The sequence below is a fragment of the Paracoccus sp. 228 genome, from assembly GCF_000967825.1.
In the GTDB taxonomy this organism is placed as follows: Bacteria; Pseudomonadota; Alphaproteobacteria; order Rhodobacterales; family Rhodobacteraceae; genus Paracoccus; species Paracoccus marcusii.
This window is the reverse complement of sequence record NZ_JYGY01000006.1, coordinates 125,082-145,236: the sequence shown is the minus strand read 5'-3', so window position 1 is coordinate 145,236 and position 20,155 is coordinate 125,082. Positions and strand designations below refer to the sequence as shown.

At 67.9% G+C, this 20,155-nt stretch carries 15 protein-coding genes; 10 read left to right on the top strand and 5 right to left on the bottom strand.

Annotation, left to right across the window (positions count from 1 at the left end):
* Positions 1-922: 922 nt before the first annotated feature.
* Entirely contained in the window at positions 923-1,936 is a 1,014-nt protein-coding gene (locus tag SY26_RS17395) for a LacI family DNA-binding transcriptional regulator (protein ID WP_046001570.1), read from the bottom strand.
* Between the two features lie 175 nt (positions 1,937-2,111).
* Between SY26_RS17395 and iolG the strand changes: the two genes are divergently transcribed.
* The 10 genes from iolG (at position 2,112) to SY26_RS17345 (ending at position 13,620) form a co-directional block, all read left to right on the top strand.
* Positions 2,112-3,104 carry an inositol 2-dehydrogenase gene (gene iolG, locus SY26_RS17390; protein WP_046001569.1) on the top strand — a complete coding sequence of 331 codons (993 nt, stop codon included), beginning with the start codon at positions 2,112-2,114 and terminating at the stop codon, positions 3,102-3,104.
* A gap of 125 nt (positions 3,105-3,229) precedes the next feature.
* Positions 3,230-4,153: a sugar ABC transporter substrate-binding protein gene (locus tag SY26_RS17385; RefSeq protein ID WP_046001568.1), complete on the top strand. Its 924-nt coding sequence runs from the start codon at positions 3,230-3,232 to the stop codon at positions 4,151-4,153.
* A gap of 58 nt (positions 4,154-4,211) precedes the next feature.
* Entirely contained in the window at positions 4,212-5,312 is a 1,101-nt protein-coding gene (locus tag SY26_RS17380) for an ABC transporter permease (RefSeq protein ID WP_046001567.1), read from the top strand.
* Between the two features lies 1 nt (position 5,313).
* Complete coding sequence (locus SY26_RS17375) at positions 5,314-6,090, top strand: ATP-binding cassette domain-containing protein (RefSeq protein ID WP_046001566.1); 777 nt, start codon at positions 5,314-5,316, stop codon at positions 6,088-6,090.
* Complete coding sequence (locus tag SY26_RS17370; RefSeq protein WP_046001565.1) at positions 6,090-7,196, top strand: Gfo/Idh/MocA family protein; 1,107 nt, start codon at positions 6,090-6,092, stop codon at positions 7,194-7,196. The genes SY26_RS17375 and SY26_RS17370 overlap by 1 nt, the downstream gene beginning before the upstream one ends.
* Positions 7,183-9,102 carry a 5-dehydro-2-deoxygluconokinase gene (gene iolC, locus SY26_RS17365; protein ID WP_046001564.1) on the top strand — a complete coding sequence of 640 codons (1,920 nt, stop codon included), beginning with the start codon at positions 7,183-7,185 and terminating at the stop codon, positions 9,100-9,102. The genes SY26_RS17370 and iolC overlap by 14 nt, the downstream gene beginning before the upstream one ends.
* Before the next feature lie 50 nt (positions 9,103-9,152).
* Positions 9,153-10,982 carry a 3D-(3,5/4)-trihydroxycyclohexane-1,2-dione acylhydrolase (decyclizing) gene (gene iolD / locus SY26_RS17360; RefSeq protein ID WP_046001563.1) on the top strand — a complete coding sequence of 610 codons (1,830 nt, stop codon included), beginning with the start codon at positions 9,153-9,155 and terminating at the stop codon, positions 10,980-10,982.
* Between the two features lie 10 nt (positions 10,983-10,992).
* Positions 10,993-11,916 (top strand): myo-inosose-2 dehydratase, encoded by a 924-nt coding sequence (gene iolE / locus SY26_RS17355; RefSeq protein ID WP_046001562.1) that lies wholly within the window; start codon positions 10,993-10,995, stop codon positions 11,914-11,916.
* 85 nt (positions 11,917-12,001) lie between these two features.
* The gene (gene iolB, locus SY26_RS17350) at positions 12,002-12,796 is read left to right on the top strand and encodes a 5-deoxy-glucuronate isomerase (RefSeq protein ID WP_046001657.1); all 795 of its coding nucleotides are present in this window, start codon (positions 12,002-12,004) and stop codon (positions 12,794-12,796) included.
* Positions 12,793-13,620, top strand: a complete 828-nt coding sequence (locus tag SY26_RS17345) for a TIM barrel protein (protein WP_046001561.1) — start codon at positions 12,793-12,795, stop codon at positions 13,618-13,620. Before iolB ends, SY26_RS17345 begins: the two co-directional genes overlap by 4 nt.
* A 253-nt stretch (positions 13,621-13,873) precedes the next feature.
* On the opposite strand, the gene SY26_RS17340 is transcribed toward SY26_RS17345, so the two are convergent.
* From SY26_RS17340 to SY26_RS17325, 4 genes are all read right to left on the bottom strand, one after another.
* A complete protein-coding gene (locus SY26_RS17340) occupies positions 13,874-14,947 on the bottom strand; it encodes a 2,3-butanediol dehydrogenase (RefSeq protein ID WP_046001560.1) in 1,074 nt (357 codons plus the stop codon).
* Between the two features lie 24 nt (positions 14,948-14,971).
* A complete protein-coding gene (locus SY26_RS17335; RefSeq protein ID WP_046001559.1) occupies positions 14,972-15,742 on the bottom strand; it encodes an acetoin reductase in 771 nt (256 codons plus the stop codon).
* A 52-nt stretch (positions 15,743-15,794) separates the two neighbouring features.
* Positions 15,795-17,594 (bottom strand): NAD(P)/FAD-dependent oxidoreductase, encoded by a 1,800-nt coding sequence (locus SY26_RS17330; RefSeq protein ID WP_046001558.1) that lies wholly within the window; start codon positions 17,592-17,594, stop codon positions 15,795-15,797.
* A gap of 140 nt (positions 17,595-17,734) precedes the next feature.
* Positions 17,735-19,456, bottom strand: a complete 1,722-nt coding sequence (locus tag SY26_RS17325) for a sigma-54-dependent Fis family transcriptional regulator (protein WP_046001557.1) — start codon at positions 19,454-19,456, stop codon at positions 17,735-17,737.
* Positions 19,457-20,155 lie beyond the last annotated feature (699 nt).

Here is a 20,155-nt window from a genome sequence, read left to right as displayed (position 1 = left end):
TTTGTTCGGCACCTTGATGTCGATCAGTTCAAGATGTGACATAAGTCCGATTATCGGAAGGTGATAGTTCGGCTGTCCTGGTAGCGACCGGACAGCCTAGGCAGTTTCGCGGAATGTCCGTGCATCAAGCGTGACGTCAATATCAAGACCATTGAGTGCTTCGAGACAGGAGCTCCACAGGGTTCGGTCGGCGCTGCGGCGACTGAGCTGGGCATGATCCCCCGACCGTCAGACAGCAGATCCGTCTGTTGGAGGCGCCTTTCAGCATCCGGCTGTTCCCACGCGATCGACGCAAACGGATCCTGACGCATGATGCCGGGCAACTGGGCCAAGCGACGCTGAGCGATAGCGTCGAACCAACTACGCCCTGTCCCATACCTGGGGTCTACGGTCGGCACTGGACGGCACGGCAGAGGCTGCTCGGGCGGTGCACCCCCGCACAGCGAAGGTCGAAGATGGACACGGCAACTGGGCCAAGCTGGCTGCACGGTTCTTAATCCATGTCGATCCAGGCGCTGCATCTGCCCGTGTCATTCGTACCGCGATAGGACTGATCTTTTTGTTCAAGCGAGCCAGCGGCGAAAGGATTGCCTCGACGTGAAGACCAGGTGCGATTATCATCCGGCAGCCGTTAGACTGGTCGGATACCCGGCCCCCTGCCCTAATACGCAGAAATCATGCTCTTAGGCATCCTTTCCCCGGTGGCAAGACCAGCCTGACGTACCAGGTCGCCGTCGCCAGCATCCACGTTTTCGGCGCGCCTTGAACGAACTGTCGTAACTGTTAGAACGGTATGGCAAGTCCGGTCAGCAGGGACGTCTGCGGATCAAAGCTGTCCTTCACGATCATCTGTGCCGATCATCGGCGCATGGCATCAGGACCAAATCGACCGTCACCCAATCATGCCTGCCTTCATGCCATCTCAGGCGCTGTGCCGGATGACCAATTCGCCGGTGAACTTGCGGTCCAGGTTCCTTGAATCCGCGCTTTCCAGGACGTCGACAAGGTAACCGGCCATCTCGGCAAGCGGCTGACGGTATGTGGTCAACTGATAGTGCGGGCTGGCGGCCTGCGGTACGTCGTCGAAGCCGACGACCGCGATGTCCTGGGGAACGCGCAGTCCCAGCCTGTAGCGGATCGTGTCGATGGCACCCAAGGCCAGGGCATCGTTCTCGCAGACGATCACGTCGGGCAGATCGGCGCCCTTGCGGCCGTGCAATGTCCGGAACGCGATCTCGGCCGACAGGATGGGATCATAGCGCGGCACCGAAACCGTCTCGGGGACGTGGCCGAACCGGTCCTGCCAGACCAGGGCGAAGGTCTCCTTGCGCAACAGATGCGCCGACGCCGTGTTGGGTCCGGCGACATACAGCGGGCGGCGATATCCCTTGGCAATCACGTAATGCGCAATCTCCTTGGTCGCGATCTCGTCGTCCACGGCAATGGAGATCGTGTCGGGGTTGCGGGAGGTCCGGGCAAAGATGATCAGCTTCTTGAAGCGATGCGCCCGATGGGCCGCTGCCAGCACGTCGTCGTCGAACTGGATGCCAATCAGGATCGTGGCGTCCACCCGCCGCTGGCTGGCATTGATCAGCGCCGGGGTCGTGTCCTCGCGGTCAAGCGTGTTGACCAGCAGCGTGTCCAGGCCCCGTCCCCGCAGCGCCCGGGTCAGGCAATCCATCATCACCAGCTTGTGCGGGTTGGCAAAGTCATCGACCAGCAGCGCCACAAGGTTCGACCGCGTCGATGCCAGGGCCGACGCGCTGAGATCGGGGATATAGCCAAGCGCCTGCGCGGCGGACATCACTTTCTCTCGGCTTTTGGCCGAGATCGAGGCGTCCTTCTTGAAGGCGCGGTTGACCGTCCAGCGCGACACGCCGGCGGCGATCGCGACATCGTCCGCGGTCACACTGTCGAACCGGTCGGGCTTGCTCATGGCTGGCTCCTGTCATGATCGGTGGCCTGTCCTGTCGATAGCTATACGGCAGCCAAAAGGCTACCACAGCAAGAAAAGCACGCGCGTGCAAAAAATGCTTGCACGCGCGTGCAATCAGTGTACCCATGATGACGCAGCGGCAGGGAGAGGCCGCGAACGCGATGGGGGGATTCGGATGCTGAAGGTGGGTTTGCTGGGTGCCGGCAGGATCGGACAGGTTCACGCGGTGAACATCGCGGGCCATACCCGCTCCACCCTGGTGGCGGTGTCGGACATCCACGCAGAGGCCGCCAGCACCCTTGCCGCCGCGCATGGCGCCGAGGCCCGCAGCTCCGACGCGATCCTGAACGATCCCGGGATCGACGCCGTGCTGATCGCGACCTCGACCGACACGCATTCGGATTTGATCGAGGCTGCGGCCCGGTCGGGCAAGGCCGTGCTGTGCGAAAAGCCCGTGGATCTGTCGCTGGACCGGGCACAGCGCTGTCTGGAGGCCGTGGCGGACCGGGCGGCAACCGTGATGATCGGTTTCAACCGCCGATTTGACCCGAATTTCGCGGCGCTCAAGGCGTCGCTGCTGAAGGGCGATATCGGCAAGCCGGAACTGCTGTCGATCACCTCCTTCGATCCGGCGCCGCCGCCGGTCGATTACATCAAGGTGTCCGGCGGGCTGTTCCGCGACATGATGATCCATGACTTCGACATGGCCAATTTCCTGATGGGCGATGCGCCCGTGTCCGTCAGCGCGGTGGGCAGCAGCATCGTCGACCCCCGCATCGGCGCGGCGGGCGACGTGGACACCGCAGTCGTGACGCTGCGCTATGGCGACGGGCGCATCGCGGTCATCAAGAACAGCCGCCGGGCCGTCTATGGATACGACCAGCGGGTCGAGCTGCTGGGCGCGACGGGTCTGCTGCAGGCCGGGAACATGCTGGAGAACACGGTCGTCCGTTCGACGGTGGACGGGGTGGTGTCGGGAAAGCCCACCTATTTCTTCCTGGAACGCTACATGCCCGCCTATGCCGCGGAATGGGACGCCTTCGTTGGCGCGGTCCTGGACGGACGGCCGCAGCCGGTGACGCTTGCCGACGGCATCGCCGCGCTGGCTCTGGCCGAGGCTGCCACCCGCGCCGCCCGGACCGGAGAGACCGTCCCCCTTCAGGGCTGACAGTTCCGGGCCCGCCGCGACCGCGAGGACGGCGCGACGGGCCTTCAAGCGATCCGGCAGGGGAGATGCCGGGAATGACGGGGGGTCGCCTGCGTCCCTTCGAACGATCAACAGGGAGGAAAGACATGACCAAACTGACAGCCTCGGCCGCCGTGACGGCGCTGCTCGCCCTTGCCGCGCCCGCGATGGCGCAGAACATCATCGTGGTGGCGCATGGCCAGGCCAACGACCCCTTCTGGTCGGTCGTTAAGAACGGTGCCGCCAAGGCGGGCGAACATACCGGTGCGACGGTCGATTTCCGATCGCCCGAGGTCTTTGACATGGTCGCCATGGGCCAGCTGATCGATGCCGCCGTGAACCAGCAGCCCGACGGGCTGGTCGTGTCGATCCCCGATGCCGATGCGCTTGGGCCCTCGATCCAGCGCGCGGTCGAGGCGGGCATCCCGGTGATCTCAATGAACTCCGGCTCGGATGTGGCGGCCGATCTGGGCGCGCTGCTGCATGTGGGACAGTCGGAATACGACGCCGGCGTGGCCGCGGGGCAGCGGCTGGCCGAAATGGGCGGGACCAAGGGCATCTGCGTCAACCAAGAGGTCGGCAACGTCAGTCTGGACCAGCGCTGCGACGGCTTTGCCGAGGGCTTCGGCCATCCGGTGACGGTCGTGCCCACGGCCAACGACCCGACCGAGGTGCAGTCCAAGGTCCGCGCCGCGCTGGAATCCGACCCCGAGGTCGACACGGTCCTGGGCCTGGGCGCCAGCCTGGTCGGAGAGCCCGCCGTGGCCGCCGCCGAGGCGCTTGGCCGCGACGACGTGATGATCGCCAGCTTCGATCTGTCAGCGGGCTTCCTGCAGGCGGTGGCCGACGGCAAGGCCGCCTTCGCCATCGACCAGCAGCAGTTCCTGCAGGGTTACCTGCCGGTCGCCTTCCTGGCGCTGAATGCCCAGTACGGCCTGATGCCGGGCGGTGACGTGCCCTCGGGGCCGAACCTGGTGACCCAGGACAGCGCCGCCCAGGTGATCGAGCTGTCCGCCCAGGGCATCCGCTAAGCCTATCGGCGGGCGCGCCATCCGCGCCCGCCCCGCTTTGCCAGCAGGGGGACCCCCGATGACTGAGATCGCATCGCAAGACGAACGGATCGCCACGGAATCCATGATGACGCGCCTGATGAAGCGCCCCGAACTGGGGGCCATCGGCGGCCTGATCCTGGTGACGATCTTCTTTCTGACCACCGCCAGCCCGTCGATGTTCACGCTGGCGGGCATCATGAACTTCCTGACGCCCGCGGCCCAGCTGGGCATCCTTGGCATCGCCGCCGCACTGCTGATGATCGGGGGCGAATTCGACCTGTCGATCGGCTCGATGGTGGCCTTCGCGGGGATGATCTTCGGCGTGCTGGTCGTCAATCTGGGCCTGCCGCTGATCCTTGCGATCCCGCTGACGATGGCCTTCGCGGCCGCGACCGGCGCGGTGAACGGGGCCATCGTTCTGCGCACCGGGCTGCCCAGCTTCATCGTGACGCTGGCCTTCCTGTTCATCCTGCGCGGCGCGTCGCTGGTAGGACTGAAGCTCTTCACCAACGGCTCGACCCAGCTGCGCGGCGTGCGCGAGACGGTGGCGGGCGACTGGCTGACGCCGATCTTCTCGGGCGACGCCTTTCCGGGCCTGTTCCGCTGGCTGGGCGATCGGGGGATCATCGCGACGCTGAACAACGGCGCACCCTCGGTCCCCGGCATCCCGGTCGAGATCCTGTGGTTCCTGGGCGTGGCGGGGCTGGCGACCTTCGTGCTGCTGCGCACGGCGGCAGGGAACTGGATCTTCGCCACCGGCGGCGACAAGACCGCGGCCTCCAATTCCGGCGTGCCGGTGCGCCGGGTCAAGATCACGCTGTTCATCCTGACCGCCCTGGCCGCGACGCTGGTCGCCATCATCACCGTGATCGACACCGGCTCGACCGACGCGCGCCGCGGCTTCATGAAGGAATTCGAGGCGATCATCGCCGCCGTCATCGGGGGCTGCCTGCTGACGGGGGGCTACGGCTCTGCCGTCGGGGCGTTCTTCGGGGCGATCATCTTCGGCATGGTCACCATCGGGCTGACCTATACCGGCTTCGACCAGGACTGGTTCCAGGTCTTCCTGGGGGCGATGCTGCTGTTGGCCGTGGTCTTCAACAACGCCATCCGCAAGCGCGTGACGGGGGAACGCTGACATGACCCAACCCATCATCCGCATGGAGAACATCAAGAAGCGCTTCGGCAACGTGATCGCCCTGAACGGCGTCACCTTCGACGTGCGGCCCGGCGAATGCCACTGCCTTCTGGGCGACAACGGCGCGGGGAAATCGACCTTCATCAAGACCATGTCGGGCGTCCACAAGCCGACCGAGGGCACGATCACCTTCGAAGGCCGTCCGATGCAGTTCGACAGCCCCCGCGACGCGATGGAGGCGGGCATCGCCACTGTCTTCCAGGACCTGGCCATGATCCCGCTGATGAGCGTCACGCGCAACTTCTTCATGGGGCGCGAACCCACGAAGGGCCGCTTCATCAAGCGGTTCGACCTGGAGACCGCGAACCGCATCACGATGGAGAAGATGCGCCAGATGGGCATCAACCTGCGCGCCCCCGATCAGGCGGTGGGCACGCTGTCGGGCGGGGAACGCCAGACGGTCGCCATCGCGCGGGCCGTCCATTTCGGCGCCAAGGTGCTGATCCTGGACGAACCGACCAGCGCCTTGGGCGTGCGCCAGACCTCGAACGTGCTGGCGACCATCGCGCGGGTCCGGGCGCAGGGCGTGGGCGTGGTCTTCATCAGCCACAACGTGCGCCACGCGCTGGCGGTGGGCGACCGCTTCACGGTGCTGAACCGGGGCCAGACCCTGGGGACCGCCGACAAGGGCCAGATCGACGCCGCCGAACTGCAGGACCTGATGGCCGGCGGGCAGGAGCTCGCCAAGCTGGAAGGCAGCCTGGGGGGGACGGTCTGATGACGCTTGGCGTGGCCCTGATCGGCACCGGCTTCATGGGCAAGTGCCATGCGATGGCCTGGCGCAACGTGGCGACCGCCTTCGGTGGTACGCCCCCCCGGCTGCAGGTTCTGGCCGATGCGGCGGCGCCCGACGATCTGGCCCGGGCCTGGGGCTTTGCCCGCGCCACGGCCGATTGGCAGGCCGCTGTCGCCGACCCGGGCGTCTATGTGGTCAGCATCACCACGCCCAACGGTCTGCACCGCGCGATGGCGGAAGCGGCACTGCGCGCGGGCAAGCATGTCTGGCTGGAAAAGCCCATGGCCCTGACGCTGGCGGATGCGCAGGCCATGGCCGATCTGGCCGCCGCGCATCCGGGTCAGGTGACGCTGCTGGGCTACAACTATCTGCGCAGCCCGGCCTTTCAGGCGGCGCGCGCGTTGGTGGCGGATGGGGTGATCGGACAGCCATTGGCCTTCCGCGGCGTCTATGACGAGGATTATTCGGCCGACCCCACCCTGCCCTGGTCCTGGCGCATGACGCATCAGGGCGGGGGCTTGGGCGCGCTTGGCGATCTGGGCTGCCATCTGGTCAGCGTCATGGTCGCGCTGATGGGGCCCGTGGCCGAGCTGACCGCCATGACCCAGATCGCCGTGCCCACGCGTCCATCCCCCGAAGGCCCCCGCGCGGTCGAGAACGAGGACAGTGCCCTGGCGCTGATCCGCTTTGCCAGCGGCGCGCAGGGGTCATTCGCCACGTCCCGCGTGGCGCGGGGCCGCAAATGCCGCCTGCAATGGGAGATCCACGGATCAAACGGCACGCTGGTCTTCGACCAGGAGAACATGAACGAGCTGTGGGTCCACCGGGCGGGCGACGCGGGTTTCACCCGCCATCTGACCGGCCCGGACCAGCCTGATTTCGCGGCCTTCTGCCCCGCGCCCGGCCATGGGTTCGGCTTCAACGAACAGAAGGTCGTGGAATGCCGCGACCTGATCCGCGCGATCGGCGGCGGCGCGCCCTGCGGGCCCGACTTTGCGGCGGGTCTGACCATCGAACGCATCATACACGCCATGGCGACCAGCAACGGTCGCCCGGTGACGCTGGAGGCTGCGCATGAAGACGCTTGACGTGATTACCATCGGCCGTTCCTCGGTCGATCTCTATGGCCAGCAGATCGGCGGGCGTCTGGAGGACATGGGATCCTTTGCCAAATATATCGGCGGCTCGCCCACCAACATCGCCTGCGGGACGGCGCGGTTGGGGCTGCGGTCGGCGGTCATCACGCGCGTGGGCGACGAGCACATGGGCCGTTTCATCCGCGAACAGCTGGTCCGCGAGGGGGTCGATGTGCGCGGCGTGGCGACCGACCCCGCGCGGCTGACCGCGCTGGTGATCCTGGGCATCCGCGACGAGGACAGCTTTCCGCTGATCTTCTATCGCGAGAACTGCGCCGACATGGCGCTGTCCGAGGATGACATCGACGAGGACCTCATCGCCCAGGCCCGCTGCGTGCTGGCGACCGGAACCCACCTGTCGAACCCCAGGACCGAGGCCGCGGTGATGCGCGCGCTGGACATAGCGCGGGCCCATGGCGCAAGGACCGCGCTGGACATCGACTATCGCCCGAACCTGTGGGGCGTGGCGGGGCACGGCGAGGGCGAGAGCCGCTTTGTCGAAAGCGCCGCCGTGACGGCCAAGCTGGCGGCGACCCTGCACCTGTTCGACCTGATCGTCGGCACCGAGGAGGAATTTCACATCGCCGGCGGCACAACCGACACGCTTGCGGCGCTGCGCGCGGTCCGCGCGGTGTCCGACGCGACGCTGGTCTGCAAGCGCGGCGCCAAGGGGGCGGTGGCCTTCACCGGCGAGGTCCCCGACAGTCTGGATGACGGAGAGGCGGGACCGGGCTTCCCGATCGAGGTCTTCAACGTGCTGGGCGCGGGCGACGGGTTCTTTTCGGGCCTGCTGAAGGGATGGCTGGACGGCGAAAGCTGGCCCCGCGCATTGGAATACGCCAATGCCTGCGGCGCCTTCGCGGTCAGCCGCCACGGCTGCACCCCCGCCTATCCCAGCCTGGAGGAGCTGCAATTTTTCCTTCAGCGCGGGGTGACGCGGCCTGATCTGCGGAACGACGCGGCACTGGAACAGATCCACTGGGCCACGAACCGCCAGGGGCGGATGGGCGGCGACTGGTCCACGATGCGCGTGTTTGCCTTCGACCACCGGATGCAGCTGGAGGAGATGGACGGATACACCCCCGCCGGGGGCGGCGCCTTCAAGCGGCTGTGCCTTGACGCGGCGCTGCAGGTGCAGGACGGCCAAGGCGGCTATGGCATCCTGTGCGACGGTCGCATCGGGCGCGCGGCGCTGCATGCGGCCTCGGGCACCGGCCTCTGGATCGGGCGGCCCGCCGAATGGCCGGGCTCGCGCCCGCTGACGCTGGAGCCGGAACTGGGCCCGGATTGCGGGGGCCTGGGCGAATGGGCGCGCGAAAATGTCGTCAAGGTGCTGTGCTTCTGCCATCCCAATGACGATGCCGCCCTGCGGGCCGAGCAGGAGGCGACGGTCGGTCGGCTGTACGCCGCGGCGCGTCGCAACGGGCTGGAGTTCCTGCTGGAGATCATTCCGTCGAAGGTCGGTCCGGTCGATGACGCGACGACCGCGACGCTGATCGCACAATTCTATGCGGCGGGTATCTATCCCGACTGGTGGAAGCTGGAACCCCTGACCAGCCATGCGGCCTGGGCCAAGGCCATCGACGCCATCGAGGCGCATGACCGCCACACCCGCGGCATCGTGGTTCTGGGCCTGGACGCGCCCGAGGCCGAGCTGGCGGCAAGCTTCAGGATCGCGGCGGGCTTTGACCTGGTACGCGGATTTGCGGTCGGGCGGACGATCTTTGGCCAGGTGGCGCGTGACTGGTTCGCGGGGCGCATCGACGACGCGGCGGCCGTCACAGAGATGGCCGCCCGCTATCGGCGGCTGTGCACGGTCTGGGACCACGCCCGCGCCGCCGCGCAGGTGGCGGCATGAGCGTGGGTGCCGCGGGGGCGTTGGACAACATGGAAGGCAGGGGCGGGCGGATGCAGCAGACGGTTCGATTGACGGCGGCGCAGGCGATGGTGCGCTGGCTTTCGGTGCAGATGACCGAGGACGGAGAGCGGTTCATCGACGGTGTCTGGGCGATCTTCGGGCATGGCAACGTGGCCGGCCTGGGCGAGGCGCTGCATGGGATCGGCGACGATCTTCCGACCTGGCGCGGCCAGAACGAACAGACCATGGCCCATGCCGCCATCGCCTTTGCCAAGGGCCATGCCCGTCGGCGGGCGCAGGCGGTGACGGCCTCGATCGGGCCGGGGGCCACGAACATGGTGACCGCCGCGGCCCTGGCGCATGTGAACCGCCTGCCGCTGCTGCTGATCCCGGGCGACGTCTATGCCTCGCGCCGCCCCGACCCGGTGCTGCAGCAGGTCGAGGATTTCGGCGACGGCACGATCAGTGCGAATGACTGCTTTCGCCCGGTCGTGCGCTATTTCGATCGCATCACCCGGCCCGAGCACCTGCTGACCGCCCTGCCCCGCGCGCTGCAGGTGATGACCGATCCGGTCGACTGCGGACCGGTCTGCCTGGCCTTCTGCCAGGACGTGCAGGCCGAGGGCCATGACTGGCCCGAGGCGTTCTTTGCGCCCCGCGTCTGGCGCATCCGGCGCCCCGCGCCCGACGGGGCCGAGCTTGCCGATGCGGCGGCGATGATCCGGGCGGCCAAGGCACCGGTGATGATCTGCGGCGGGGGCGTGATCTATTCCGGCGCCGAGTATGCGCTGGACGCCTTTGCCACCCGGTTCAACATCCCGGTGGTCGAGACGCAGGCCGGCAAGTCGGCCCTGGCGCAGGATCATCCGATGAATTTCGGTGCCGCCGGGGTCGACGGTTCGGTCGCGGCGAATGCGGCCCTCCGCGCCGCGGACCTGGTCGTCGCCGTCGGCACGCGCCTGCAGGATTTCACCACGGGTTCGCGCACCCTGTTCCCGCAGGCGCGGCTGCTGGGGATCAATGTCGCGGCCCATGACGCGGCCAAGCAGGGCGGGGTCGGCCTGGTGGCCGATGCGCGCGTGGCGCTGCAGGCGCTGTCCGCCGAGCTGGGCGATCTACGCTTTGAGGCCGCCGATCCGCAGGCGCGTGCCGGCTGGCTGGCGGCGGTCGATGCCCATTGCGGCAGGCCGGCCGACGGGCTGCCGACCGACGCGCAGGTGATCGGCGCCGTGCAGGCGGCCGCGCCCGACGGCATCGCCATGTGCGCCGCCGGCACCATGCCCGGCGCGCTGAAGCTGCTGTGGCAGGCCAGCCGCCACGGGTATCACATGGAATACGGCTATTCCTGCATGGGCTACGAGATCGCCGGGGCGATGGGCCTCAAGCTGGCCCGCCCCGCACGCGAGGTGCTGTGTTTCGTCGGCGACGGCAGCTACATGATGGCCAACAGCGAGCTGGCCACGGCGGTCATGCGGCGCGTGCCCTTCACGGTGATCCTGACCGACAACTGCGGCTATGGCTGCATCAACCGCCTGCAGGCGCATACGGGCGGGGCGGCGTTCAACAACCTGTACGCCGATTGCCGGGTCGAGGCGCAGCCGCAGATCGACTATGTCGCCCATGCGGCCAGCATGGGGGCCCATGCGGTCAGGGCGCGCGATCTGGCCGATCTGCAGGATCAGATCGCGGCGGCGCGCGGTCGCGACATTCCCACCGTCATCGTCATCGAGACCACCGCCCGGCCCGGCCCTGGCGACGGGCTGGAGGGCGCGGGCCAGTTCTGGGACGTGGCGGTCCCGGCGGTCGGGGGTACGGAGACGCTGAAACAGGCCTATGCGCGCTATCTGGAACAGATCGCGCATCAGGCCACGATCAACTGAAGGCAGGACCATGATCCTCTATGGCACCAACCCCATTGCCTGGGCGAATGACGACGACACGTCCATCGGCGCCCATATCCCGACCGAGCAGATCCTGCGCCAGGCGGGCCCCGAGATCGGCTTTGACGGGATCGAGAACGGTCACCGCTGGCCGGACGATCCGCAGGCGCTGAAATCGCTGCTGGCGGAATACGGGCTGCGCTTTATCTCGGGGTGGTATTCGACCGAACTTCTGACCCGCAGCGTCGAAGCCGAGATCGCCGCCGTCCAGCCGCATCTGGCCAAGCTGAAGGCGAACGGCTGCCGCGTCTGCATCGTCTGCGAATGCTCGAACACGGTGCATGGACGCGCCGATGTCGCGGTGAACGACCGCCCCCGGCTGAGTGCCGAGGAGATGGCGGCGTTCGGCGCACGGATCGAGGCCTTTGCCGCCTATCTGGCCGGCGAGGGCGTCACCCTGGCCTATCACCATCACATGGGCACCGTGGTCGAGAGCCCTGAGGAGATCGACGCCTTCATGGCCGCGACCGGTCCCGCGACGCACCTTTTGTTCGATGCCGGCCACTGCACCTTCGGCGGTGGCGACCCCGAGGCGGTGCTGCGCCGTCACGCCGCCCGCGTCGCGCATTTCCATGCCAAGAACATCCGCCGCCCGGTGACCGAGCGCGTGCGGGCGGAAGGGCTGTCCTTTCTGCAGGCGGTGATGGCGGGGGCCTTCACCGTGCCGGGCGACCCCGAGGGGGCGATCGATTTCGTGCCGTTGCTGCGTATCCTCGCCGAGGCGGATTACGACGGCTGGCTGGTGATCGAGGCCGAGCAGGACCCCGTCCAGCGCGACCCGCTGCACTATCAGGCGATGGGGCTGAGGGCGCTGCGGGCGGCAGCGGCGGAGGCCGGGCTGGACCGGGGCGACAGCGCCGCGGGTCGCGGCTGAGGGGGCCAGCCCCCATCCCGTTCCGGGATTCCCCCGGGGTTTTTGGACAAAGAAGAAGCGGATGCGGACGCAGAAGGAGGCAAAGATGGCGGACCTGTTGAGGCGGCCGTTCGGGACGCATGGCGAGGTGCATCGCATCACGCCGGAGAGCGCCGGGTGGCGCTATGTCGGCTTTGCCCTGCACCGTCTGCGTGCCGGAGAGCGCGTGGCGGAGGCGACGCAGGCGCGCGAGGTGATCGTGGTGATGGTCGAGGGCCGCGCGTCCGTTCGGGCCGCGGGGCAGGACTGGGGCGTCCTGGGCGACCGGATGGATGTCTTCGAGAGGACGCCGCCGCATTGCCTTTATGTCCCGAACGGACAGGACTGGGCGGCCGAGGCGGTGACGGACTGCGTCATCGCGGTCTGTTCCGCGCCCGGTCATGGCGGACACGCGGCACGGCGGATCGGGCCGGACGGCATCACGCTGACGCAGCGGGGCGAGGGCAGCAACACCCGCTGGATCAACAACATCGCCATGGAGGCCGAGGACTGGTGCGACAGCCTGCTGGTCACCGAGGTCTTCACCCCCGCCGGCAACTGGTCGTCCTATCCCAGCCACCGTCACGACGAGGACGATTTCCCCCGCATCACCTATCTGGAGGAGACCTATTACCACCGACTGAAGCCCGCCCAGGGCTGGGCGGTGCAGCGGGTCTATACCGACGACGGCAGCCTGGACGAGGTGATGGCGGTGCGTGACCATGACGTCGTCCTGGTCCCCCGCGGCCACCATCCCTGCGGCGCCCCCCACGGGTTCGAGCTGTATTACCTGAATGTCATGGCCGGGCCCCGCCGCAACTGGCGTTTCGTCCCCGCCCCCGAAATGGAGCAGGTCGGATGACCGCCCCCCGCAGCGTTGATCCGCGCCCCCGCCCCTTTCAACTGGCTGCCTGTGCCGAGATGCTGTGGCCGGACCGGCCCATCGAATGGCGCGCCGCACGCCTGACAGAGATGGGGCTGGGCGTCGGTCTGTGGAACTGGGACAGCCACGACCTGGACAAGCTGGCCGGGGTCGGGGCGCGCTATACCATCATGAACGGCTATCTGCGCGGCCGTCTTGCGGATGCCGAAGGGGCGGCGATGCTGCTGGCATCGGCCGGGGAGGCGATAGAGGTCGGCAAGCGGCTTGGCGTGGCGCGGCTGAACCTGCACGGAACGGGCCTGGGCGATCACGGCATCCCCTTGTCCCGGCACGAGGTCGTCAGCGGCGCCATGTGGCTGCAGGCGCGCGACACGTTGAACCGCATCTGCGATCTGGCAGAACGGGAGGGCGTCGTCTTCACGCTGGAGAACCTGAACCAGCGCGACCATCCGGGCTGCCCGTTCGCATCGACGGGCGACGTGCTTGCCCTGGTCTCGTCCATCGACCGGCCCCAGCTGCGCATCAACCTGGATCTGTATCACACGCAGATCGGAGAGGGCGACCTGATCCGCTGGTGCGAACGCTGCCTGCCCTGGATCGGAGAGATCCAGGTCGCCGACAATCCGGGCCGCTTCGAACCCGGCACCGGAGAGATCGGCTTTGCCGCGATCGCGACCGCGCTGGTGCGGATGGGCTATGACGGGCCCGTCGGGATGGAGGCGTTCGCGCAAGGCGACAGCGACACCGCCGTCGCGGCCTTTGTCAGCGCGTTCACGCCCGCACCCGCTGTATCCCTGGCCTGACGATCGTCGGGATCGAGCCTGGTTGGGGGACGCGCCGGCCTGGCCTTAGGCCGGCGGTTTGCACCCCCTCGTCAGGCGAAGCCAGCCGACCGTGACGTTCGCTTCGATCAGCGTGACCAGTCCCCCGGGGCGACGTGCAGGTCCTTGCGCGATAGCACGCCAATTCGCTTGGACAGCGCCCTGCCCTTGGCGCCGGTTGGCAAGGCCCGCGGGCGCGGGCCCCGTGGATGGACGACAGCGCGTCCGGGTCGGATCAGCGCGACAGGTCGATCAGGATCTTCAGCTGCGTGCCGGCCGGGTCCAGAAGCCGGTCGAACCCTTCGGTGATCGCCTCGTCCAGGCCGATCCGCCGTGTCACCACCTTGGCGGCGGGAAGCGCGCCGGACGCGATCATGCCCGCCACGCGCGGCCAGTAATGTGTGGGATAGGCCCAGCTGCCCCGCAGGTCGACATCCTTGAAGGTGACCGCGAACCAGTCCAGCGGGTTGTCATGCGGATGCAGGCCGGTCTGCACGACCACCCCCTGCTTGCGCACCGCGTCCAGGCAGGCCTTCAGTGCATGTTCGTTGCCCACGCATTCGATCGCCACGTCACAGCCCACGCCGCCCTCGGTCGCCGCGCGGACCGCATCGCCGACCGACGCCTTGGTCGGGTTCAGCGTGACCACGTCGGGCAGCAGGTCGCGCACCAGTGCCAGCCGCGTCTCGTTCGGATCGGACACGAAAAGCCGCACGGCGCCCGCCGCCCGCGCGGCCATCAGCGTCAGCACACCGATGGGCCCCGCCCCCGTCACCAGAACGGACGATCCGGCAAAGACCCCGCCCCGGTCGCAGGCATAGACCGCGACGGCCGCGGGCTCGATCAGGGCCACGGCCTCGTCGGGCAGATCGTCGGGGATCCTGACGACGTTGTAGTCGTTCAGCAGTGCCCGTTCCGCCATGCCGCCCGAATGCCAAGACAGACCCGCCAGGGCCAGCTGGTCGGACAGGTGGAACAGCCCACGATCGGCATAGTAATCGCCCGACCGGGGCATGATCAGCGGCTGGACGGACACGCGGTCGCCGGGGGCCACGTGGGTGACGCCCGCACCCACGGCCTCGACCACGCCGCCGAATTCATGGCCCAGCACCTGCGGGCCGTGGGCGCCAGTGAAGGCATGCGGCTCTTTCGGGACGAAGATCGGGCCATATGCGTATTCGTGCAGGTCGGTGCCGCAGATGCCGCAGAAGGTGTTGCGGATCAGGACCTGACCCGCGGCGGGGTCGGCGGGGGCGTCGATCTCCTCGATGCGCAGGTCGCGGGCGGCGTGGAAACGCAGGGCTTTCATGGGATGCTCCGTTGGGAAAGGGGATCAGCGATAGACCAGGCCGCCGTCCATGATGACGCATTGGCCGGTCATGTAGTCGCTGTCGGGGCTGGCCAGATAGGATACCAGGCGGGCCACGTCCTCGGCGGTCTGCGACCGGCCCAAGGCGATGCCGCCCACGAAGGCGTCGAAGGTCTCGCCGACCTTGGCGCCGGTGACTTCGGCAAAGCGGGCGTCGATCTGGGTCCACATGTCGGTGCCCACGACGCCGGGGCAATAGGCGTTCACGGTGATGCCCTGGGCCGCGAACTCCTTGGCCGCCACCTGGGTCAGGGCACGGACCGCGAACTTGGTCCCGCAATAGGCGCCCAGCATGGCATAGCCCTCGTGCGCCGCGATGGAGGCGGCCGAGACGATCTTGCCCGTCCGCCCCTTGGCCTTGAACTGCGCGGCGGCGGCCTGGATGCCCCACAGGACGCCCTTGACGTTGACGGCGTGGATGCGGTCCATCTCGGCCTCGGTGATGTCGGCGATGGGCTGGACCTGCGCGATGCCCGCATTGTTGATCATCACGTCGAACCCGCCCAGATCGGCCTCGGTGCGGGCGACGGCGTCGATCACGGCGGCGCGGTCGGTGACGTCCAGTCGGATCGTCGCCACGGGGCCGTCGATGGTGGCTGCGGCACGGTCCAGCGCGTCCTGGTCCAGATCGGCCAGCGCCACGGCCAGCCCGTCGCGCGACAGGCGCTGTGCGATGGCCAGCCCGATCCCTCTGGCGGCGCCGGTGACCAGCGCCACCCTGTTGTCGGTGGTCATGATGTCTCTCCTTGGGAAAAGGCGGCCCGGCCGGGTGCCGGGCTGGCGCCGGTCAGGACAGGTGGTGAACCTGCTGCAGCCCGTGGACGGGGGTCTCGATCCCCTCGGCCCGCGCCTTCAGCTGCAGCGCCAGATACAGCGAGTAATGCCGCGACTGGTGCAGGTTGCCGCCATGGAACCACAGGCCGGGCTGCTGGGTCGGCTTCCACATGTTGCGCTGTTCGCCCTCCCACGGGCCGGGGTCCTTGGTGGTGCCCGATCCCAGGCCCCAGACCTTGCCCACCTTGTCGGCCACGTCCTGCCCGATCAGGTCTGCGGCCCACCCGTTCATCGACCCGTATCCGGTCGCATAGACGATCAGGTCGGCGGGCAACTCCTCTCCGGTGTCCAGCAGGACGCCGTTCTCGGTGATCTCGACCAATTGGCCGTGGGCCAGCTTGATCTTGCCGTCGATGATCAGCTGGCTGGCGCCCACGTCAATATAGTATCCCGATCCGCGGCGCAGGTATTTCATGAACAGGCCGCTGTCATCGTCGCCGAAGTCCAGCTTGAACCCCGCCTTTTCCAGCCCCGCATAGAAATCGGCGTCGCGTTCGCGGATCTGGTTGTACAGCGGGATCTGCCACTGGTGCATGATCCTGTAGGGCAGCGACGCAAAGATCAGGTCGGCCTTTTCGGTCGTCATGCCGCCCGCGACGGCCTCCTCGGAGTAAAGCGCGCCCAGACCGATCTCCATCAGGCTGTCGGATTTCACGATATGGGTCGAGGATCGCTGGATCATCGTGACATCGGCGTCATGTTCCCAAAGCGCAGCGGCGATGTCATGGGCAGAATTGTTCGACCCCACGATGACGACCTTCTTGCCGGCATAGGCATCGGGGCCGGGATGCTTGGACGAATGGTGCTGTTCGCCCTTGAAGCGGTCCATGCCGGGAAAGTTCGGGACGTTCGCCTTGCCCGACATGCCGGTGGCCAGGACCAGCTCCTTCGGGTGCAGGGTGACCTGTTCCCCGTCGCGGTCCACCACGACCGTCCATTCGCCCCTGGCCTCGTCATAGCGGGCCGACCTGCAGGTGCTGCGGGTCCAGTAGTTCAGCTCCATCACCCGCGTGTACATCTCCAGCCAGTCGCCGATCTTGTCCTTGGGGGCAAAGACGGGCCAGGTGTCGGGGAACTTCAGATAGGGCAGATGGTCGTACCAGACCGGGTCGTGCAGGCACAGCGACTTGTAGCGGCGCCGCCAGCTGTCGCCGGGCCGGTCGTTGGTGTCGATGATGATCGCGGGCACACCCAGATGCCGCAGCCGCGCGCCAAGCGCGATGCCCCCTTGCCCGCCGCCGATGATCAGCGTGTGGGGCTGGCGCGAATATCCCAGCTCGGCCGCCTCGGCCTCGCGCTCCTCGCGCCAGCTGGGGCGGTTCTTGCCGGCGCCGTGCTTGGCGCCCATCGGGCGGGACGGGCCCTTGGCCTCCTCATGGCCCTTCAGCTCCTGCAGGGCGGTCAGCAGCGTCCAGATGCGCCCGTCGCGCAGGCGGACCAGGCCATAGCCGCGGCCCACCTTCGTCTCGAAGGTGAACCAGGCGGTGACGACGCCGTCCTCCTCTCCGACGGGCTCGGCGGGATCGACCCGCCAGCCGGTCGGGGCAATGTGGCCCAGTTGCGCCCGCAGCATGTCTGCCACCTGGTCCGGCCCCTCCAGCGTGCGGATGTTCCAGGTAAAGCTGACCAGGTCGCGCCAGTGGCAATCGGTTACGAACAGCGCCTTGGCGCGGTCGATGTCGCCCGACTCCAGCGCCTGGCCCAGATCGTCCAGCACCGCCTGCGCGCGCTGTTCGGCTGTGGTGTCCAGCATGATGGTTCCTCCCTCAAATCGGTCTCCCGAAGCGGAGGGTGCAGGCCGTCACCCGGTCCCGCACAGCAAAATCGACCGCCGCGGCGCGGCAATCGCATGCCGCGGTGCAACACCGTTGCATGCGCAACGCGCGCGCAACATCACCCCAGGGCGCGCAACCGGCGCAGGACCGTGGACCGGTTGACCCCCAGCCTGCGTGCCGCCAGCGCCATGTTCCCCCCGCAGGCCGCCAGCACCTGTTGCAGGTCATCCTCCGGCACCCCGGCGGATGCCGCGGCCTCCAGCAGCGGCGGCGGCAGATCGTGGCTGTCGATCACCCGCCCCTCGGCCAGCAGGGCCGCGGCCTGAAGGGTGGACGCCAGCTCGCGCAGGTTGCCGGGCCAGCGCCGCGCCTTGAGGTCGGCCCGCGCCCGCGCCGACAGCCGCAGCCCGTCGGCGGATGCCGCGCGCAGCAGGCGGTCCAGCAACCAGTCCAGATCCTGGCGCAGATGCAGCGGCGGCAGGTCCAGCGCGGCCCCCGCGATGCGGAAGAACAGGTCCGCTCGGAACCGCCCGTCGCGCACATGCTGGCCCAGATCGCAGCGCGTCGTGGCGATCACGCGCAGCTTGCACCCGGCCAGCGACCGCAGCAGCACCGCCTGCGCGGCCGTATCCAGATCCTCGACCCCCTTGAGGAACAGCGTGCCCTGCCCGTCCGCGGGCAGCGGCGCCTGCCCCTGTCCGCAGCCCGCACAGTCGAAGACGTGAAAGGGCGCGGCATCCGTTCGGCACATGTGGATGGCGCGGGCCAGCCGCTCCTTGCCTGTGCCGGTCTCGCCGCGGATCAGCAGCGGCACCGCGCTGTCCGCCAGGCGCGCGGCACGTTCCAGCAGCGCCTGCATCGCGGGGTCGGGACCGGCAAGGCTGGACAGCCCGCCGGGCAGCAGCGGCTGGCCGCGCGGCTTGCGGGCGGCCTGGGGCGCGATGGCATGACCGAACAGCGCCCGGCCGTCGCGCAGGCGGATCACCCGATCCTCGGTCGGGCGGCCGCGCATCAGGTCGGGCAGGTCGTCCACCGACAGGTCAGTCACCTGGTCCAGCCGCTGGCCCAGCAGCGCGGTTCCCGGCGACAGCGCGGCCTGGGCCGCATGGGTCAGGCCGATGATCCGCCCCGCCCCGTCCAGCGCAATCGCGGCCTCGGGGTCCACCTCCAGGAATTCCGGGCTGGAGGACAGGCGCAGCACCCAATCGCTGCGCGTCATCGCCATCAGGTTCGCCATCTCGACCCGCCGGGCCGAGGTGCGCACCAGGTTCATCGCTAGGTTCTGGCTGGCCTTGGGCTGCGGCGACCGCAGCAGCGACACGTCCAACACCGCCGCCAGCTGACCCGAGGTGTCAAAGATCGGCGCCGCCGTGCAGGACAGCGGCGTGTGATGCAGGTCGAAATGGTCGCTTTGATGGATCGTCACCGCCTCTCCGGTATAAAGGCAGGCCCCGACGCCGCAGGTTCCGGCCAGATGCTCGGACCAGTCCGACCCCAAGTACAGGCCCGCCGCGCGCAGGTCGTCCTGGAACCGCGTGTCGCCGAAGAAGTCCACCGTCACGCCCTTGGCATCGGCCAGCAGCAGGACATAGTTCTGCCCCGCCACCTGCCGGAACAGCGCGCCCAGTCCCGACCGTGCGATGGCGATCAGGCGTTCGGACTGTTCGCGATGGCTGCGCAGCTCCGTCTCGGTGACGATATGCGCCGGAGAGGGCTTGGACGGGTCCAGGCCGTAACGTTCGATGCAGCGTCGCCAGCTGGCCTGCACGACGCTGTCGCGCCCGGTCGCCTGTCCCTGCAGCACGCGGTCGATCTCGTCGACATGGTCGATGTCGCGCATGGCCCTCCCTCGCCTTGCGGCAGCCCTCCCGATCAACGCACAGCAGGGCCGCGCTGTCCATACGACCTAAGACAGGCGCGCGACTGCCATCGGACGATCCTGTCCTAGCTGCGGTTGCGATCGAACCGACCGTCTAACCTCATACGGATGCATCTGTGTGAAGTTGTAGTCCAATCAAGACCCCTGTGACACAAGTCACGTGTCCCTCGAGGCCCTGCCCGGCGTCCTGATCGAGACCGTCAAGTTGACCGCAGCCATTACGTTGCTTCCGGCGTAGGCGGCCTCACGCTTCGCGATGGCGGTCACGGGGATCGCGGCGTCGGCGACCTCGAACACCCTCGCCATCTTCAAGGATGCGATTATGGCCCCGTTGATCAACTACGTGCTGCTGCTCGTCGGCTGCTTCAAGGACACTGAATCGGCGATCCCGATCCTTCCCCCATCCTACAGTTCACTGCGCAGAAGGTCAGCTAAGACGCCTTGGACCTCAGCATAATCGTGATATTCAATTATGGCATGTCCACGGCCACCAAATCGGCCTGCTTGTCGAAGCCAGCGTGGTTTGCGTCTAGGGTGACATTGTCATCCATCCACTTGTGCTGTCGCATCTGCCGCTTTTGACGGTGCTGGCGCTGGTCAACTATCTACCAAGGTAACTGTCTTCCAAAGCGATAATGGCGCCGCCCGCCCAACCCAGGA

What these genes read in the sequence shown, in the direction of transcription:
- SY26_RS17395 (WP_046001570.1), bottom strand. Translation starts at nt 1,936, where the DNA reads ATGAGCAAGCCCGACCGGTTCGACAGTGTGACCGCGGACGATGTCGCG.
- iolG (WP_046001569.1), top strand. Translation starts at nt 2,112, where the DNA reads ATGCTGAAGGTGGGTTTGCTGGGTGCCGGCAGGATCGGACAGGTTCAC.
- SY26_RS17385 (WP_046001568.1), top strand. Translation starts at nt 3,230, where the DNA reads ATGACCAAACTGACAGCCTCGGCCGCCGTGACGGCGCTGCTCGCCCTT.
- SY26_RS17380 (WP_046001567.1), top strand. Translation starts at nt 4,212, where the DNA reads ATGACTGAGATCGCATCGCAAGACGAACGGATCGCCACGGAATCCATG.
- SY26_RS17375 (WP_046001566.1), top strand. Translation starts at nt 5,314, where the DNA reads ATGACCCAACCCATCATCCGCATGGAGAACATCAAGAAGCGCTTCGGC.
- SY26_RS17370 (WP_046001565.1), top strand. Translation starts at nt 6,090, where the DNA reads ATGACGCTTGGCGTGGCCCTGATCGGCACCGGCTTCATGGGCAAGTGC.
- iolC (WP_046001564.1), top strand. Translation starts at nt 7,183, where the DNA reads ATGAAGACGCTTGACGTGATTACCATCGGCCGTTCCTCGGTCGATCTC.
- iolD (WP_046001563.1), top strand. Translation starts at nt 9,153, where the DNA reads ATGCAGCAGACGGTTCGATTGACGGCGGCGCAGGCGATGGTGCGCTGG.
- iolE (WP_046001562.1), top strand. Translation starts at nt 10,993, where the DNA reads ATGATCCTCTATGGCACCAACCCCATTGCCTGGGCGAATGACGACGAC.
- iolB (WP_046001657.1), top strand. Translation starts at nt 12,002, where the DNA reads ATGGCGGACCTGTTGAGGCGGCCGTTCGGGACGCATGGCGAGGTGCAT.
- SY26_RS17345 (WP_046001561.1), top strand. Translation starts at nt 12,793, where the DNA reads ATGACCGCCCCCCGCAGCGTTGATCCGCGCCCCCGCCCCTTTCAACTG.
- SY26_RS17340 (WP_046001560.1), bottom strand. Translation starts at nt 14,947, where the DNA reads ATGAAAGCCCTGCGTTTCCACGCCGCCCGCGACCTGCGCATCGAGGAG.
- SY26_RS17335 (WP_046001559.1), bottom strand. Translation starts at nt 15,742, where the DNA reads ATGACCACCGACAACAGGGTGGCGCTGGTCACCGGCGCCGCCAGAGGG.
- SY26_RS17330 (WP_046001558.1), bottom strand. Translation starts at nt 17,594, where the DNA reads ATGCTGGACACCACAGCCGAACAGCGCGCGCAGGCGGTGCTGGACGAT.
- SY26_RS17325 (WP_046001557.1), bottom strand. Translation starts at nt 19,456, where the DNA reads ATGCGCGACATCGACCATGTCGACGAGATCGACCGCGTGCTGCAGGGA.